Raw genomic sequence first — 16,015 nt, forward strand, 5'->3', positions numbered from 1 at the left:
GCTGGGATAAGACGGTGCGGGTGTGGGACCTTGCCACCGGCCGACCCGTCGGCGAGCCCCTCACCGGCCACACCAGTGAGGTGTCGGCGGTGGCCACGACCGTGGTGGAAGGCCGCCCGGTTGCCGTCACCGCCAGCCGGGATGAGACGGTGCGGGTGTGGGACCTTGCCACCGGCCGACCCGTCGGCGAGCCCCTGACCGGCCACACCGACTGGGTTGGGGCCGTGGCGACGACCGTGGTGGAAGGCCGCCCGGTCGCCGTCACCGGCAGCGACGACAAGACAGCAAGGGTGTGGGACCTGACCACCGGCCAGCCCGTCGGCGAGCCCCTCACTGGCCACACCGACCTGGTCGTGGCGGTGGCGACCGGGGTGGTGGAAGGCCGCCCGGTCGCTGTCACCGGCAGCTGGGATGAGACGGTGCGGGTGTGGGACCTGACCACCGGCCGGCCCCTCGGCGAGCCCCTCACCGGCCACACCGACCTGGTACGGGCGGTGGCGACCGGGGTGGTGGAAGGCCGTCCAGTTGCTGTCACCAGCAGCGATGATGGGATGGTGCGGGTGTGGGACCTTGCCACCGGCCGACCCGTCGGCGAGCCCCTGACCGGCCACACCGACTGGGTTGGGGCCGTGGCGACGACCGTGGTGGAGAGCCGCTTGGTCGCCGTCACCGGTAGCTACAACAAGACGGTGCGGGTGTGGGACCTTGCTACTGGCCAGCAGGTCGGACCGGAATTGGTGTTTCCCGCAGGGGTGCACGCCGTGGCCGTCACCTCGGATGGCCGACTGGTGGTGGGGTTCGGCTGGGAGGTGGCAGTCCTGGCCCCCTCCTGACCAGCCCCCACACACGACATACCCCTGGGCACCTGCCACGCGGAGGCCGAAGCCCGGGGGCGTGTCGGCATCAGCTGTTCAAAGGCGGTGGTGGGGTCGGGTGTGCCAGCGGTGCGTGGTCCACACCCGGCGGATAAGGCTGCGGACGGTGATGATCGCATCGGCAAGGTCGAAGAGCGCGTCAATGACCTTTGCACGACGCTCGTGGCAGCGGGCGAGGCGATGGAATGCGTTCTGCCAGGCATGAGTGCGTTCCACATGCCACCGCCCGCCGGCCTGGATCGGCGCCTTCTCACCTTTGCGGGCGATCTGCCCGTGCAGGCGACGTTCGCCGAGCAGGGTGCGAGTGCCGGCACTGTCGTAGCCGGCGTCAAGGTGCACGGTGATCTCCTCGGGCAGCGGTCCGAGGGCGGTCAGCAGGTCCAAGGTCGGGGCGAGCAGGGGTGAGTCGTGGTGGTTAGCCCCGGCCAGGATGCGACCGAGAGGGATGCCGTATCCGTCCACCAGGCCGGAGCGTTTCAGCCCTTGCTTGCCCCGGTCGACCGGCGAGCGCCCCGCGACCTCACCACCCCCGGGCGCCTTGGTGATGCATCCGTCGACGGCGATCTCGCCCAGAACCAGCCCGACCATCCGGTCGTACGCCTCCAGCGCGAGCTGTTTCAGCCGGGCGAACACACCCAACCGGATCCACTCATCCCGGCGGGCCCGGATCGTCGTGGCCGAACAGGTCGCATCCGCTATCGCCTGGTAGGAGCAGCCGAACCGCAGGAGTTGCAGCAGCTTGTCGAAGACGACCCGGTCACCGACACGGCGCCGGTGACAGCCCAGCGGATGCCCCGGATCGAAGACCGGCCGCTTCGGCAGCAACGCAGCGAACTGCTCCCACAACGGCTCACTCAGCCACGAAGGCAGAACAGGCACAAACCCCCCTCAGCGATCACGGAACGTCACCACTCCATGATCATCGAGAGCAGTCCCGGTTCTAGCTACCAGGGATCCCCAACCCGCCTATCCGCGTAGGTTCTAAAAGTCCGCTCCTTGCCTGCGTCGTCCCGGCCTCGGGGGCGGCGGGCCTGGACGAGTGGTCCGGGCCGTGGTCCCGGGCAGGGCTCACCCCTGACGATCGTCAGGGGTGAGCCCTGCCGTTCGGCCCGGGTCCGCGACCCCCGACGCTCCTAGGTTCATGGCCCATGAGTCGAGAAACCGGAAGCAGAAACCGGACCGGGCGGCCCCTGCTCGCCTGCGTCGTCCTGGCCGCGGGGGCGGCGGCCGTCCTGGCGCTCGCCCCGGGCGGGCTGGGCACGGACCGTGCCGTGAAGGTGACGGGCGGCGCCTCGGCCTCCGTCTACCGCTCGGTGAACCGGGCGGTGGCCGACGCACCCTCCTGGACGGGGCCGCTGCTGGAGGCGGCGACCGACGGCACCCTCGTGGTCCTCGGCCTGCTGCTGGTGTGGGCCTGGTGGAGCGCCGTGCGCCGGGGGGACACCCGGATGTCCGCCGGCACCGTGCTCACGGGCATCGGCACCGTGGCGGCGTACGCGGTCAGCGAGGCGGCGAAGCTGGTGGTGGACGAGGAGCGCCCCTGCCGGGCCCTGCGCGGCATCGCGGAGACGGCCGCCGAGTGCCCGCCGCCCGGCGACTGGTCCTTCCCGAGCAACCACGCGACCCTGGCCGTCGGCCTCGCGGTGGGCCTGGCCGTGCTGCGCCCGCGCCTGGCCGCCCTCACCCTGCCGGTGGGTGCGGCGGCGGCCGTGCTGCGGGTCATGGTGGGGGCGCACTACCCGCACGACGTGCTGGCCGGCGCGGTCCTCGGGGCCTCGGTGGTGGCGGCCGTACTGCTCGCGTTCCTGCCGCTCGGCCGGCGTGCGGCGTCAGCGATCGAGCGGCGGCTGCGCGGGCGCGACGATTCCGGCCTCGTGGGCGACGACGGCCGCCGCGGCCCGGTTGTCCACGCCCAGCCGGGCCAGGATGGAGCTCACATGCGCCTTGACCGTCCCTTCCACCAGATGGAGCCGCCGGGCGATCTGTCCGTTGGACAGCCCGCTGCCGAGGAAGGCCAGTACGTCACGTTCCCGGGCGGTGAGAGCGCCGACCCGTTCGCGGGCGGCGGCACGGCGGCCGGCCAGGGTGCCCGCGTCCGTCGCCGAGAGATGGGCGACGACCCGCGCCGCGACCTTCGGTGACAGATAGGCGGCCCCGCCGGCCACCGCGCGGATCCCCGCGATCAGTTCCTCGGGCTCGCCCGACTTGATCAGGAAACCGGCGGCGCCGCCTCCGAGCGCCTGGAGGATGTAGTCGTCCTCACCGAAGGTCGTGAGCATCACGACCCCCGTCTCCGGCACGGTGCGCCGGATCTCGGCCGCCGCCTCGATGCCGTTCGTCCCGGGCATCCGGATGTCGAGCACGGCGACGGCCGGACGGTGGCGGCGCACCAGCTCCACCGCTTCGTGCCCGTCGGCGGCCTCGGCGACGACCTCGATGTCCGGATCGGTGGACAGCACGGAGCGCACCCCCGCGCGGATCATCGCCTCGTCGTCGGCGATCAGTACCCGGATCACCGTCCGCTCACCGTCCCTTCTGCATGGGGCGCGCTCATGGGGTCAGAGCCTCCTTGGACATCAGCCGGCCGTCCCGGAAACAGAGCCGGTAGGCGTCCCCGGACCGGTCGTCGAAGCGGTCCGCCGTCATCGCGTAGTACGCGCATGTGATGCCCTCTCCCGTCGGTTCCCCGGCCACCGGCCGCTGCGTGGTCTCCCGGTCGGGCAGCAGCCGCTCGACCGCCTCCCGATCCTGGCCCACCCGCAGCCGGGCGTAGTCGCCGGGGTCCAGCACGGAGAGCTGGGCCGAGCGGATGTCCCAGGCCATCAGGGCGCCACTCAGCCCCGCCCATGCCACCAGGGGCAGCACCACCGCGAGGGCCAGCGCCCGGCGGGCGCGGCTGCGGGCGTGCCGGTGCTCCGGGGGCAGGGCCGGGGGAGCGGGCCGGGGCGTGGCCCGGAGCGCGGCGGGTGGGCGCCCGGCGGGCGGGGTGTGCGGGATCCGTGCGGTGACCGCGAAGCCGCCCTCGTACGGGCCGTGGGTGAAGGTGCCGCCGGTCAGCCGCACCCGTTCGTCGAGCCCGATCAGTCCCCGCCCGGTACTCGGTACGTCCTCGGCGCGGGCCGGTGCGGGGGCTGGCCCGTTCTCCACCCGTACCGTCGTCTCCTCGGCCGTATGCGTCACCCGCACGTCCACCCGCGCCTGCGGCGCGTGCTTGGCCGCGTTGGTCAGGGCCTCCTGGACCACCCGATGGGCGGCGCGCGCGGCCGGCGGGGGCAGGGCGTCGGCGTCCCCCTCGACCCGCAGGCCGACCGCGAGCCCGGCGGCCGCGGCCTCCTCGACCAGCCGGGGAATGCCGGTGCCGGGCGGCTGCGGCGGCTCGTCGTCCGCCTCCTCGCGCAGCAGGCCGATCACCTCGCCGAGCCGCTCCACGGACGCGGCCGCGCGGGCCCGGATCTCCCCGGCCGCGGCCCGGTGCGCCTCGTCCAGTCCGGGGGCCAGCTTGAGGGCGCCCGCCGACAGGGCGATGAGACTGAGATCGTGCCCGAGCACGTCGTGCATGTCCTGGGCGATCCGGGCCCGTTCACGGGACCGGGCCTGTTCGGCGACGAGCCGCTGCTCGCGCTCCAGCCGGGCGGCCCGCTCCCAGCCCGCCCGGACGAGCTCCTGGTACTGGCGCCAGAAGCGCCCCGCGAACCACGGCAGCATCGCCGCCACCGCCACCACCGCGACGAACCGCCCCGCCATCAGCAGCCAGGAGGGCACCAGGGCCACCGTCACCACCCCGCCGGCCACCACCACCGCGACGAGCACGAGGAGCACGGGCCCGGTCCGCCCCGGCTCCCGGCCCGTGAAGAACGCCGCAGCGGCGGCGGGCAGCGCCCACCACGGGCTGACCGCGCTCAGCCCGACACAGACCGCCGCGCCGACGGCCAGCAGATTCCCGCGTACGACGACGGCCCGCCGGACCGCACCACCGGCCATCGCCCTGTCCACCCTGCTCACCCTGCTCACCCGGACGACCGTACGCAGCCGGGCAGCGGCCCGACACTGCCGAAAGTCACCGTTGCCCATTTCCCTGGCGCCGGGGACGCGGGGTCGGCTAGGGTCTCTGACGAGACGGAGCGTTCCGTCTCGTCAGAGAGAGGAGTGGGTTCTCCGTGCCCCATGCCAGGACGTGGTTCATCACCGGTGCCTCCCGTGGTCTGGGGCGTGCCTTCAGCGAGGCCGCCCTGTCCGCCGGTGACCGGGTCGTGGCGGCCGCCCGCGACGTCGGGCCGCTCGCCGATCTCGCGGAGAAGTACCCGGACGCACTTCTGCGGCTCTCCCTGGACGTCTCCGACCGCCGGGCCGTGTTCGAGACCGTGGACCGGGCGGCGGCGGCCTTCGGTGGCCTGGACGTCGTGGTCAACAACGCCGGCGGTCTGCTGTACGGCATGGTCGAGGAGGCCACCGAGAAGCAGATCCGCGACCACCTCGACGTCAATTTCTTCGGCGCCGTCTGGGTCGCCCAGGCCGTGATCCCCCACCTGCGCGCCCGGGGCGGGCGCCTCCTCCAGATCACGTCGATGGGCAGCGGCGGCGGCATGGCCTCCGTCGGGTTCTACAGCGCCGGGAAGGCGGCGCTCGACTCGGTCAGCGAGGCGCTGGCGATGGAGGTCGAGCAGTTCGGGATCAAGGTCACCAACGTACAGATGGGCGGCTACGCCACGGGCCTGTTCACCTCCGGCACCACGGCGACCGCACCCGACCCCGCCTACGACGAGCTGCGCACCCGCCTGACGGAGATGTGGGGCGACGACGCGGGCCCGGACCCGAGCGAGGCGGCCCCCGCACTCCTGGAACTGGCCGCACTGCCGGACCCGCCGCGCCGCCTGATCCTCGGCGACCGGTCGTTCGACATGGTCCTGGAGATGAACCGCGCCCGCGAGGAGCAGTACCGCGCCTGGGAATCCCTCAGCCGCATGGCCCCGGGGTGAGCGCACCCGACGACCGCACCCCGTCGCGGCCCGCTACTCTGAGTCGTCGGACCGGCTGAGCGGGAGGAGACCCCGAATGACCGGTGCGTCCGACTACGGCCAGGGCATCGATTCCGAACGTGCTCTGAAGTTCGCGGTGCAGCGGATCCGCGGAGGCCGTGCCCAGATCATCGAAGGGATCATCGAGCCCGTAAGGCCGGCCTGGGACCACGAGCGGGCCGCCAGGGTCGTCCGCAGGCAGATCGAGGGGCGGGTGGACGGGACCTGGGCCGACACCGCCTAGATTCCCCGGTACTTCGGCGCCCGCCGCTCCACGAAGCTCGCCACGCCCTCGTTGGCGTCCTGCGTCGTCATGTTGATCTCCTGGGCCATGGCCTCGGCGGCGAAGGCCGTCGACCGGTCGGCGTCCATGGACGCGTTGACGAGCTGCTTGGTGAGGGCGATCGCGCGGGTCGGACCCTCGGCCAGCCGCTGCGCCCACGCCCGCGCCGTCTTGGCCAACTCCACGTCCGGCACGACCCGGTTGACCAGCCCCAGGCGTTCCGCCTCCGCCGCCGGGAGCGAATCGCCGAAGAACATCAGCTCCTTGGCGCGCTGCGGGCCGATCAGCCGCGGCAGCAGATACGCGCCGCCGCCGTCGGGCACAAGACCCCGGCGTACGAACACCTCGATGAACTTCGCCGATTCGGCGGCCAGCACCAGATCGCAGGCGAACGCCAGGTGGGCTCCGATGCCGGCCGCCGTGCCGTTGACGGCCGCGACGACGGGCTTCTCGCAGTCCAGGACCGCGGCGATCAGCCGCTGCGCGCCGATCCGGATCGTACGGGCCACATCGCCCGGCACCCGCTCGCCGGTCGCCGGGGCACCGCGCAGGTCGGCGCCCGCGCAGAAACCGCGGCCGGTGGCGGTGAGGACGACGGCCCGGACCGCCGGGTCGGCGGAGGCCCCGGCGAGCAGGCCGATGACGCGTTCCCGCTGCTCCCAGGTGACGGCGTTCATCGCCTCGGGACGGTTGAGCGTGATCCAGGAGACGCCGTTGTCAGTGGTGTGGAGTACCAATGAATGCAGCGGGTCGGTGGACTCGGCGGACTCGGTGATGTCTTCGGGGGAGGACGGCATGGGGCAGCTCCTGATCAGGTGGGTCGGGCGGTGGTGGGGCCGGTCAGCGGCATACGGCGAGCGCGTCCAGCGCCACCGCACCCTGCCCCCGGCCCAGCACCATCAGCGGGTTGATGTCCAGTTCGGTGAGGTCGTCGCCCAGCTCCAGCGCCATCCGCTGCACCCGCAGCACGACCTCGACGAGCGCGTCCACATCCACCGGCGGACCGCCGCGCACCCCCTCCAGCAGGGCCCGGCCGCGCAGTTCGCCCAGCATCGACCGCGCCTGGTCCTCGCCGAACGGCGGCACCCGCACCGCCGCGTCGTGCAGCACCTCGACCAGTACGCCACCGAGCCCGACCGTCACCGTCGGCCCGAACAGCGCGTCCTGGGTGACGCCGACCATCATCTCGACGCCCCGCTCGACCATCTGGCAGACCAGGATCCCGTCCAGCTCGATGCCCTCGTACCGCGCGATGTCGGTCAGTTCGCGGTAGGCGTCCCGCACCTGGCTCGCGGAGGTGAGCCCGACCTTCACCAGGCCCAGTTCGGTCTTGTGGGCGAGGTGGGCGCCCGACGCCTTCATGACCACCGGGTAGCCGACCAGCCCCGCGGCCCGGACGGACGCCGCGGCACTGGTCACCAACTGCTCGCGCGGTACGCGGATTCCGTACGCCCGCAGCAGCTGCTTCGCCGCGTGCTCGCTCAGCTGATGGCCCGGACGCATCAGCGCCTGCGCCTTGCGGAACGAGGGCGAGGGCGTACGGGGCGCCTCGTCGAAGGGGGAGCGGTAGGAAGCGGCGAACCGGTGGTGGTCCAGGTAGGCCTTCACGGCGGTGATGCAGTTGCCGAAGGTACGGAAGGTGGCGACGCGGGACGAGCCGAGCAGCGTCGTGCGGTACGCCTCCTCCGTCCCCACGGGCGAGCCCCACACCACGCACACCAGCTTGTCCGTGCTCTCCGCCGCGTCCACCAGGTCCTGCGCGAGCTTGTCGCTCATCGGGGGGAAGGGGCCGGTGATCGGACAGATCAGCACGCCGACACCGGGGTCGGCGAGTATCGCGTCGATGATCTTCCGGCCGCGCCAGTCGCCGACCGGATGGCCGCCGTTGTCGACCGGGTTCGCCACGTTCAGATAGTCGGGAATCCACTCGTGCAGCTCGCGCTGCTTCGCCTCGGACAGGGTGGGCAGGCTCAGCCCGGCCCCGGTCGCCAGGTCCGAGAAGTGCGCGCCCGTGCCGCCCGAGATCGAATACACGACGACGCCCTCGGCCTGCGGCTTCCGTGCCCGCGCCAGCAGGGCCGCGGTGTCCTGGAGTTCGTCGAGCCCGTCCACCCGGATCACCCCGAACTGCCGCATCGCCGCGTCCACCACCTGGTCGGCGCCGGTCAGCTTGCCGGTGTGTGACGCGGCCATCCTGGCCCCCGTCTCCGTACGTCCCACCTTGACCGCCACGACCGGAACGCCGGCCCGCGCGGCCCGGTCCGCGGCCAGCAGGAAGGAGCGCCCGTCCTTGAGCCCCTCCACATAACAGGCGATGGCTCCGACCTCGGGGCACTGTGAGAAGTACGAGATGAAGTCGGCGGTCTCCAGATCCGCCTCGTTGCCCGTGGGAGCCCAGTGCGAGAGCCGCACACCCAGCTCCTGAAGGGTGTAGACGGGGCGGCCCTGATGACCGGACTGGGTGATCAGCGCGATGGCCGGCCCGTCCAGATCGTCCCGGAACTTCTCGAAGGCGTTGAGGTTGGTGTTCGGCCCGAGCAGCCGCAGCCCCGACCGTTCCACCGCCGCGGCCAGGCGCGCCTGGGCGGCGGCGCCCTCCTCCCCGGTCTCGGCGAACCCGGAGGCGAAGGCGACGGCGAACCGTACCTTGGCCTGCGCGAGTTCCTCGATCACCGGGAGCGGATCACCGACCAGCAGCACCGCCAGATCCACCTGCTCCGGCAGCTTTGCGACGGAAGGAGAACAGGCACGCCCGAACACGGACTCCCTGGTGGGGTGCACGGGATACAGCCGCGCCCCGACCCGCTCGGCCCAGTCGATCAGCTGCCGGGTGATGCCGGTGTTGGGCCGTCCCTCGGTGTCGGAAGCGCCGACGACGGCCACGGACCCGGGTCGGAAGAACCGGTCCAGGTCCGGTACGGCCGCGTGCAGTGGTCGCCCGCTGACGTCCAGGACGGAGGCCGCGGCGGCGTCGACCGTCATGCTGTGGACGGCGGCGTGCGGCTCTTCGCCGCAGGCCACCACCCTGGCGCGGAAGTCGGTGGTGAGGGTGCCGTGAGTCGATCCAAGCATCGTTCCGCCCACTCCTGCTCTAGGTCCGTCGGGTGATCGTGCCGGGCCAGCAAAAAGCTGACGCTCTGTCAGGTTACTGAACTGACGGCTCGTCAGGAATGGTCGTGCAGGCAAAGGCTGGGCGGGAGCCGGAGCCGGGAGCCCGGCGGGGCGGTGCGGGCGAGGGACGGCCTTCAGGGTTCCGCCGAAGGTCTCCCGGGCAGTGGCCGGGCCTCCCTGACAGTGGTCGACGGCCGCACGCCCCGTCGTACAACCTCCCGGTGATCTTGAGTGTCCAACGAACCGGCCGGACGCACCGGCCGTCGTTCGCCATCCTTGGCCCGTCACTGGGGGAAACATGAAACCCGTCTCCGCCCGGCGCACCGCGCGCCTCGGCGTCCGCGCCGCCGCAGCTGCCGCAGCCGCCGGACTGCTCACCGCCGGACTCGCGGCTCCCGCGTTCGCGCAGGAGCAGACCGACCAGCTCTGGATACAGGCGCCCAACGAGCAGAATCTCCAGCTCGGCGGCGATGCGTCGGAGGGCAGTCCGCTCGACATCGGGCTGTACCACGACAACGACAACTTCGCCGTCACCGACGGCCGGCTCTCCGTCGACATCTCCGGTGTCGCCGGAGTGGCCGATGTGACCTGGCCCGACAACTGCGCCCCGACCGGGACCACGGCCCTGTGCACCGTCCCCGAGGTGCCCGTCATCGGTGACACCTACAGCCCGCAGGTCCACCTCACGCTCCGCGTCGCCGACGGCGCCGCGGTCGGCGCACAGGGCCGGATCACCTACGCCGCCGTCGCCACCGGCGGGCCCGACGGCACGCTGGAAGCCCCGCGCGACTCGTTCGACACCACGGTCACCGTCGGCTCGGGCCCCGACCTCTCCCTCGGGGAGATCGCCCCGGTGAAGGGCCTCCAGCCGGGCGCCGTCCGGACCGTACCGTTCGCCGTGACGAACAAGGGCGGCGAGCGGTCCGAGGGTCTCACCGTCAGCTTCACCGCTTCGTACGGGCTCGACTTCCTCACCAAGTACGCCGAGTGCACGTACGGGACGACCGGCGGCGACTACGCCCCGATGTCCCAGGCCACCTGCTCCTTCGACCAGGTCATCGAGCCCGGTGACTCCTTCGCGCTCCCGACGCCGCTGCAGGTCGCCCTCGCCGCACACGCGTACACCGAGCGGCTCGACATCAGCGTCGAGCCCGGCAACGGAGCCGCCGACCTCTGGGACGAGGACAACTACACCATTGCCTCCTTCCGCGCGGTGAACACGGCGGACTTCGCGGCACAGGGCGCCCAGGTCACGGGCGGTGCCGGGGAGACCGTCACCGCCGAACTCGGCTTCCGCAACAACGGCCCCGCCTGGATCGGCAACCTTGGCTCCGGCGACCCGGTCGCGGCCGTCGACCTCACCGTCCCCGAGGGCGCCACCGTCACCTCCGCCCCCGCCGACTGCGAGCCGCGCACCCTGAGCGGCGGCTACTACCCGCAGCGGACGGGCGCCCCGCGGTACAGCTGTGAGATGCCGTACTGGGCCCTGCCGGACACGACGCGCTCCCTCCCGTTCCAGCTGCGCATCGACCGGGTGGTCCCCGACGCGACGGGCCGGGTCATGCTCACCACCGGCGGCTCCAGCCCCGCGACCTTCCCGTTCGACCCACAGCCGGCCAACAACACGGCCCAGCTCGTGCTGAACGCCACGCCCACGGCCTGACCGACGCCCCCGAAACGCGAGCGCGGGGCGCGACCGGTCCTCCCGGCCGCGCCCCGCGCGGGGCAGTCACCGACGCCCGTCAGTTCGTGGACGCGTAGTTCACGAAGTCCGTCCATGCCATGGGCGTGACGGCGAGCCAGGGGTCGGAAATGTTCTTCGAGTCACGGACGTGGATCGTGCCCGGGGTGGCCGCGACCTCGATGCAGTCATTTCCGTCGCCGCTGCTGCTGTAGCTGCTCTTGAACCACTTCAGCTCGGGAGTGTCCCTGACAGGGGGGTTGCGGATCATGTCTCTCCCAGTAGGTGCTCGATGAAGGCCAGCGACTTCCGTGGCGTAAGAGCCTGGGCCCGGATCATCCCATAGCGCAACTCAAGGATCCTGAGCTGCTTGGGGTCGGAGACCGGGCGACCGCTGAATGCTCCTTCGGAACGCCCCACAGCGGTGCCATCGGGGAACTTCAGCACCTCGATCAGCCCGCCTGTCCCGGGGTGTTCCTCGCACTGAGTCGGCATCACCTGGATAGCCACGTTTCGCAACCGCTCCACTTCCAGGAGATGTTCGAGCTGTCGGCGCCAGACCATTGTGCCCCCAACCGGGCGGCGGAGCGTCACCTCCTCCTGTACGAAACTGATCGAAGGAAGAGGCTCCCGCTCAAAGATGGATTGGCGATTCAGACGCGCAGCCACTACACGGTCCGTCTCGTCCAGTGTGTAGGCGGGGAGCCATGATGCGAACAAGGCCCGCATGTGTTCCTCGGTCTGCAGAAGACCATTGATGTTGTGGTTGTGGTAGGCCTCCAGCTCAACAGCCTTCGCCTCCATCCTCGCCAGGTCCCGAATCTTCTTCGGGTACCGGACCTCCGCCACGTCCTCCTTCATCGCGGAGAGCTTTCCGCTCGCGCCCAGTACCTTGTCCGCTCTGTCCAGGTACTCGGGCCGGGGGATACGGCGGCCGCCCTCCACCTTGTAGACCTGGTCCTCCCCGTACCCGATCGCCGTGCCGAACTCGCAGGCCCGCATGCCCGCCGACTCCCGCCATGCCTTGATCTGGCGGCCCACCGCGGCGAGCACCGCCAGGCCCGACTCGTCGTCGGGGTCGACGTCCCAGCCGGACTCGTCCGCTCCGCCGTCAGTGTGTTCCGTACCGGCCCCATCCACGCTCATCCGTGCCCCATTTCTGCTGTGCGTGCCTTTTCTCCCCAACCCCCTCTGTCCCCGGCCCGTCACCCCGGACAGCCAGGACAGCACTGGACAAGCCCGGGACAGTTACCGTACGTAAGGGCTTTGTCGCTGTTCACGGTATGCAGACCCGACCACGCTGAGTGATGTGAATCGAGAAATCACTCAACCTCAACTTGCCGCCCCCACCCGTGCGTTCACCGTTCTGCTCTCGTCCACGCGCCGGGGTGCCCGGCTCGCCCGACTGCTGGCCACGGCGCATCTGGGGGACTGGGGAATCGCCTGTGAGCCGGCCGCGCACATCGTCGCCGAACTGGCCGCGAATGCCGCGGTCCACGGCCGAGTGGCGGGCCGGGACTTCCGGTTGGGCCTCGCGGTGCACGGTGACGCGCTGTTGCGGATCGAGGTGAGCGACGCCCGGGGCGAGTTTCTTCCGCCCGGCCCAGGTACGAGTACGACACCCGCCGACGACGCCGAGCACGGGCGCGGTCTGCTCATCGTCGGGGCGCTCGCGGACCGTTGGGGCATCGTCCCCGGCCCGTTCCCGCGCAAGACGGTCTGGGCCGAACTCGACCTCGTACGGTGACCGGCTCCACCGGATCGCGGCAGCCGCGACCCGGTGAACGGCGACTCGGTGAACCACGACGTGGGGGGCCGCGACGCGGTCGTGCGCGACGTCAAAGATCCAAGAACCGGGGAGAAAACCTTCCCAACCCGACCCCACCCCGCCCCGTCACCCACACGGGTGAGCTTCCCCAACTCGACTGGAGATGAGGCCGGTTGGCTGGCATATGCTCGCCACACAACCCCAGACGTGCGACGGCCCCCGCCAGGACGGCAATCCTGAACGAGGGCCTGACCAACGAGGAAGAATCGAGCTTCCTGATGGATACCCCGCAGATTAGCGCGCCCTCGCGCGCCCCGTCATCCGGTGTCGTACACAGCAACACCCGGCACACCAGTCGCTTCACGGTCGTGGGCAATCACCTCACCCAGCACGGCGAGCTGTCCCTCACCGCGATCGGGCTCGCCGCCCACATCCAGTCGCTGCCCGTCGGGGCGAGGATCGGCATCAAGTTCCTCGCCGACCGCTTCCCGGAGAGCGAGGCCCGGATCGCCGCCGCGCTGCGCGAGCTGGAGGACCACGGCTACCTGAAGCGCACTCGGGAACGCCTGCCCAGCGGGCGGGTCGTCACCCGTACGGTCTCCTACAACCAGCCCGTCGGCGACGCGTGCCCCGCCGCAGCGCCGAAGCCGCGCCCCCGGCCGGTACGCCTGACCCCCGAGCCTCCGGCTCCGTCACAGCCTCCGGCACCGGCTCCGGCACCGGCTCCGGCACCGGCTCCGGCACCGGTTTCCGCCCCCGCCCCCGCCCCCGCGCCTGCCACTTCGGCCCCCGCGTCCCGGCCGGAGACCGGTGAGCCCGCCCCCGTACCGCCGCGCCCTCCGCTTCCCCGCCCGCAGGCCCACGACCTCGACCGCCACCGTGCGGCCACCGGACTCCTCGCGGACCTGCGCCGCCACGAACCCCGGCTGCTGCTGGGCGAGGACGACATTCGCCGACTGGCCCCCGCCGTCGCCGCCTGGCTCGAACGCGACGCCCACCCCGACGCCGTACGCCGCACCCTCGTCGCGGACCTGCCCGAACCGCTGACCCGCCCGGCGGGCCTCCTCGCCCACCGCCTCACCGCGCTCCTGCCACCACGCCTGCCCACCGCGCCGGCCGAAGAGGCCGCGCCACGCCGAGACCCCCTGCAGAACTGCGACGGCTGCGACCGGGCCTTCCGCGCGCCCGAGCCGGGCCACTGCCGTGAGTGCCGAACCGACCAGAAGGAGGCCGCCTAGCATGAACGTGACGACCCTTGCCCCCAGGCGCAGACGAGGAGCGCACGCCATGGCCGACGCCCCGGACCACGCACAGCGGGATTCGCTCCACTACCGGGCCATGCGCGACATCGTCCAGCAGATGCAGGACGACGTTCCCGGAAAGTTCGAGATCACCGAAGAAGGAATCGTCCACGACATGACGGCGCCCGCCGGACTACACGAACTGACAGCACTCCGCGTGCGGAAGCGCCTGGAGAAGGTGATGCCGGAAGAGCTGGTGGCCCACACCGGGACTCCCGACGTGGAGAACGAGGCTCAGGGCATCATGCGTCACCCCGACATCATGGTGATCGCCGAGGCCGACATGGAGATCGACTGTTCCTTCGACGCCCGCACGCTCATCGCCGCCATCGAGGTCGTCTCCCGGTCCAACCCGGACAACGACTGGGTCAGCAAGATGCGGGACTACCCACTGCTCGGTGTCCCTGTCTACGCGGTCTTCGATCCCCGCACGGGCACGGGTGCCGTTCTCTCCGAGATCCACACGACGCCGGAAGGCCCTCGGTACGCGATCCGCAAGGACTTCGTGTACGGCGAGGACGTCACCATCGGCGAGTGGACGATCTCGACCGACGGGCTGCCGCGCTACGCCTGACGCCCACAGGCAGAACCGCCCGGCCCGACCTCAGCCCCGCGCCCGGCCTCAGCCCCGCGCCCGGCCTCAGCCCCGCGCCCGGCCTCAGCCCCGCGCCCGGCCTCAGCCCCACGCCCGGCCTCAGCCCCGGCGCGCCACCCGCTTCGCGATCTTCCTTGCGTCCAGGGCGAGTTCGCGCAGCATCCCGCTGATCGGGTTGGTGAAGCCGGTGAAGTACAGGCCGGGCGCCTGCTTGGGGGTGCGGGAGCCGTGGACCACCGGCCGGCCCCGGGCGTCCAGCACGTCCAGATGGCCGACCAGCCCCTCCAGGCCCCGCCGGTAGCCGGTCGCCGCGATCACCGCGTCCGGGGTGATCCGCTCGCCGTCGGCCAGCACCACCGCGTCCCCGTCGAACGACTCGACCGCTGCCACCGGCACCACCCGGCCGCACTTCACCGCGTTGATCAGGCCCACGTCCTGCACCGGAATGGCGCCGTCCTTGACTCGTGAGTACAGGCCCGTGTCCGGGCGCGGCAACCCCTGCGCGGCGAGGTCGGGCACGGCGACCCTGGCCATCAGAGCCGCGGCCCGGTCCACCAGCCTCACCGGCAGCCTGCGCACCAGGACGGCGGTCGACTGGGCGGGCCAGCCCGCGGTCGAGCGGCGCACGATGTGCGGCACGGTGCGCACGGCGATCCGTACCCGGGACGCCCCGCCCTCGACCAGGTCGACGGCGATCTCCGCACCCGTGTTGCCGATGCCGACGACCAGGACGTCCTTGCCCGCGTACGGGGCGGGGTTGCGGTACTCGGAGGCGTGGACCAGATCGCCGGTGAAGGAGTCGAGGCCGGACCAGTCGGGGATGCGCGGGGTGTGGTTGAAGCCGGTGGCGACGACGACGGCCCGGCCGGTCAGCACCCGGCCACCGGTCGCGGTCAGCTGCCAGCTCCTGCCGTCCGGGGCGCGGTCGACCCGGTTCACCTCGACGCCCGTCACCACCTCCAGCTCATGGTGCTCGGCGTACTTGTCCAGGTAGCGCACCACGTCGTCCCGGGACACCCAGCGTCCGAACCGGCGCGGCATCGCGAGCCCCGGCAGCGCCGACCGGCGCCGGGTCGTGTGGAGGTGCAGCCGGTCGTAGTGGCGGCGCCAGGAGGCGCCCACGTTCCCGGACTTCTCCAGCACGACGGCCCGTACGCCCAGTTCGCGCAGGGCCGCCGCGGCGGCGAGACCGCCCGGACCGCCACCGATGACGTATACGGGCCGGTCCTCGGTGAGACCGGGCTGGGCCGATAGGGAGCCACCGGCGGTACGTGCGCTGTCGGGCATGGTTCGGAGCGTAATCGCGCGCCCGGTTGATGGGTCTCGGTCAAGACCGGAATCGATTGCGAATTGATCACGCGTGTAAACCCTTTGTTGAACCGTGCC

The 16,015-nt window shown here is 71.8% G+C and carries 15 protein-coding genes and 1 pseudogene; 8 read left to right on the forward strand and 8 right to left on the reverse strand.

Annotated elements, in window-relative coordinates:
- Window positions 1-833: WD40 repeat domain-containing protein (locus IE107_RS26225; RefSeq protein WP_189546805.1), on the forward strand; the 833-nt coding region annotated here is incomplete at its 5' end.
- A gap of 78 nt (window positions 834-911) precedes the next feature.
- Here IE107_RS26225 and IE107_RS26230 read toward each other — a convergent pair.
- Window positions 912-1,754, reverse strand: coding sequence for an IS5 family transposase (locus tag IE107_RS26230; protein ID WP_189546806.1), 843 nt, complete (start codon window positions 1,752-1,754; stop codon window positions 912-914).
- A gap of 269 nt (window positions 1,755-2,023) precedes the next feature.
- Between IE107_RS26230 and IE107_RS35295 the strand changes: the two are divergent.
- Window positions 2,024-2,734, forward strand: a pseudogene (locus tag IE107_RS35295) (phosphatase PAP2 family protein); the annotation flags it as partial.
- Here the strand turns inward: IE107_RS35295 and IE107_RS35300 are convergent.
- Window positions 2,705-3,391, reverse strand: a complete 687-nt coding sequence (locus IE107_RS35300) for a response regulator (protein ID WP_229867254.1) — start codon at window positions 3,389-3,391, stop codon at window positions 2,705-2,707. The pseudogene IE107_RS35295 and the gene IE107_RS35300 overlap by 30 nt on opposite strands.
- A gap of 34 nt (window positions 3,392-3,425) precedes the next feature.
- Complete coding sequence (locus IE107_RS26240; protein WP_373302499.1) at window positions 3,426-4,886, reverse strand: sensor histidine kinase; 1,461 nt, start codon at window positions 4,884-4,886, stop codon at window positions 3,426-3,428.
- A gap of 146 nt (window positions 4,887-5,032) precedes the next feature.
- Between IE107_RS26240 and IE107_RS26245 the strand changes: the two genes are divergently transcribed.
- Complete coding sequence (locus tag IE107_RS26245; RefSeq protein ID WP_189546808.1) at window positions 5,033-5,851, forward strand: SDR family NAD(P)-dependent oxidoreductase; 819 nt, start codon at window positions 5,033-5,035, stop codon at window positions 5,849-5,851.
- 76 nt (window positions 5,852-5,927) lie between these two features.
- Window positions 5,928-6,134 carry a hypothetical protein gene (locus tag IE107_RS26250; RefSeq protein WP_229867255.1) on the forward strand — a complete coding sequence of 69 codons (207 nt, stop codon included), beginning with the start codon at window positions 5,928-5,930 and terminating at the stop codon, window positions 6,132-6,134.
- Here the strand turns inward: IE107_RS26250 and IE107_RS26255 are convergent.
- Both IE107_RS26255 and IE107_RS26260 read right to left on the reverse strand, forming a co-directional pair.
- Entirely contained in the window at window positions 6,131-6,970 is an 840-nt protein-coding gene (locus tag IE107_RS26255; RefSeq protein WP_189546809.1) for an enoyl-CoA hydratase/isomerase family protein, read from the reverse strand. The genes IE107_RS26250 and IE107_RS26255 overlap by 4 nt on opposite strands.
- 43 nt (window positions 6,971-7,013) lie before the next feature.
- Window positions 7,014-9,245: an acetate--CoA ligase family protein gene (locus IE107_RS26260; protein ID WP_189546810.1), complete on the reverse strand. Its 2,232-nt coding sequence runs from the start codon at window positions 9,243-9,245 to the stop codon at window positions 7,014-7,016.
- A gap of 337 nt (window positions 9,246-9,582) precedes the next feature.
- On the opposite strand from IE107_RS26260, the gene IE107_RS26265 reads away from it, so the two are divergent.
- The gene (locus tag IE107_RS26265; RefSeq protein WP_189546811.1) at window positions 9,583-10,947 is read left to right on the forward strand and encodes a COG1361 family protein; all 1,365 of its coding nucleotides are present in this window, start codon (window positions 9,583-9,585) and stop codon (window positions 10,945-10,947) included.
- 79 nt (window positions 10,948-11,026) lie between these two features.
- Here the strand turns inward: IE107_RS26265 and IE107_RS26270 are convergent, their stop codons facing one another.
- The gene (locus IE107_RS26270; RefSeq protein WP_189546812.1) at window positions 11,027-11,236 is read right to left on the reverse strand and encodes a DUF397 domain-containing protein; all 210 of its coding nucleotides are present in this window, start codon (window positions 11,234-11,236) and stop codon (window positions 11,027-11,029) included.
- Window positions 11,233-12,111 (reverse strand): helix-turn-helix domain-containing protein, encoded by an 879-nt coding sequence (locus IE107_RS26275; protein ID WP_189546813.1) that lies wholly within the window; start codon window positions 12,109-12,111, stop codon window positions 11,233-11,235. The genes IE107_RS26270 and IE107_RS26275 overlap by 4 nt, the downstream gene beginning before the upstream one ends.
- A 163-nt stretch (window positions 12,112-12,274) precedes the next feature.
- On the opposite strand from IE107_RS26275, the gene IE107_RS26280 reads away from it, so the two are divergent.
- The 3 genes from IE107_RS26280 to IE107_RS26290 all read left to right on the forward strand — a co-directional run bounded on the left by IE107_RS26280 (window position 12,275) and on the right by IE107_RS26290 (window position 14,608).
- Window positions 12,275-12,712: an ATP-binding protein gene (locus tag IE107_RS26280; protein ID WP_189546814.1), complete on the forward strand. Its 438-nt coding sequence runs from the start codon at window positions 12,275-12,277 to the stop codon at window positions 12,710-12,712.
- Window positions 12,713-13,011: 299 nt separating this feature from the next.
- The gene (locus tag IE107_RS26285) at window positions 13,012-13,971 is read left to right on the forward strand and encodes a helix-turn-helix domain-containing protein (protein ID WP_189546815.1); all 960 of its coding nucleotides are present in this window, start codon (window positions 13,012-13,014) and stop codon (window positions 13,969-13,971) included.
- Window positions 13,972-14,020: 49 nt separating this feature from the next.
- Window positions 14,021-14,608, forward strand: coding sequence for a Uma2 family endonuclease (locus IE107_RS26290; protein ID WP_189546916.1), 588 nt, complete (start codon window positions 14,021-14,023; stop codon window positions 14,606-14,608).
- Between the two features lie 120 nt (window positions 14,609-14,728).
- Here the strand turns inward: IE107_RS26290 and IE107_RS26295 are convergent, their stop codons facing one another.
- Entirely contained in the window at window positions 14,729-15,916 is a 1,188-nt protein-coding gene (locus IE107_RS26295) for a flavin-containing monooxygenase (RefSeq protein ID WP_189546816.1), read from the reverse strand.
- Window positions 15,917-16,015 lie beyond the last annotated feature (99 nt).

This window comes from Streptomyces gelaticus, assembly GCF_014649535.1.
Classification (GTDB): domain Bacteria; phylum Actinomycetota; class Actinomycetes; order Streptomycetales; family Streptomycetaceae; genus Streptomyces; species Streptomyces gelaticus.

Coding starts and splice junctions, on each gene's coding strand:
- IE107_RS26250 (WP_229867255.1), top strand. CDS start 5,928: ATGACCGGTGCGTCCGACTACGGCCAGGGCATCGATTCCGAACGTGCT.
- IE107_RS26255 (WP_189546809.1), bottom strand. CDS start 6,970: ATGCCGTCCTCCCCCGAAGACATCACCGAGTCCGCCGAGTCCACCGAC.
- IE107_RS26260 (WP_189546810.1), bottom strand. CDS start 9,245: ATGCTTGGATCGACTCACGGCACCCTCACCACCGACTTCCGCGCCAGG.
- IE107_RS26265 (WP_189546811.1), top strand. CDS start 9,583: ATGAAACCCGTCTCCGCCCGGCGCACCGCGCGCCTCGGCGTCCGCGCC.
- IE107_RS26270 (WP_189546812.1), bottom strand. CDS start 11,236: ATGATCCGCAACCCCCCTGTCAGGGACACTCCCGAGCTGAAGTGGTTC.
- IE107_RS26275 (WP_189546813.1), bottom strand. CDS start 12,111: ATGAGCGTGGATGGGGCCGGTACGGAACACACTGACGGCGGAGCGGAC.
- IE107_RS26285 (WP_189546815.1), top strand. CDS start 13,012: ATGGATACCCCGCAGATTAGCGCGCCCTCGCGCGCCCCGTCATCCGGT.
- IE107_RS26290 (WP_189546916.1), top strand. CDS start 14,021: ATGGCCGACGCCCCGGACCACGCACAGCGGGATTCGCTCCACTACCGG.
- IE107_RS26295 (WP_189546816.1), bottom strand. CDS start 15,916: ATGCCCGACAGCGCACGTACCGCCGGTGGCTCCCTATCGGCCCAGCCC.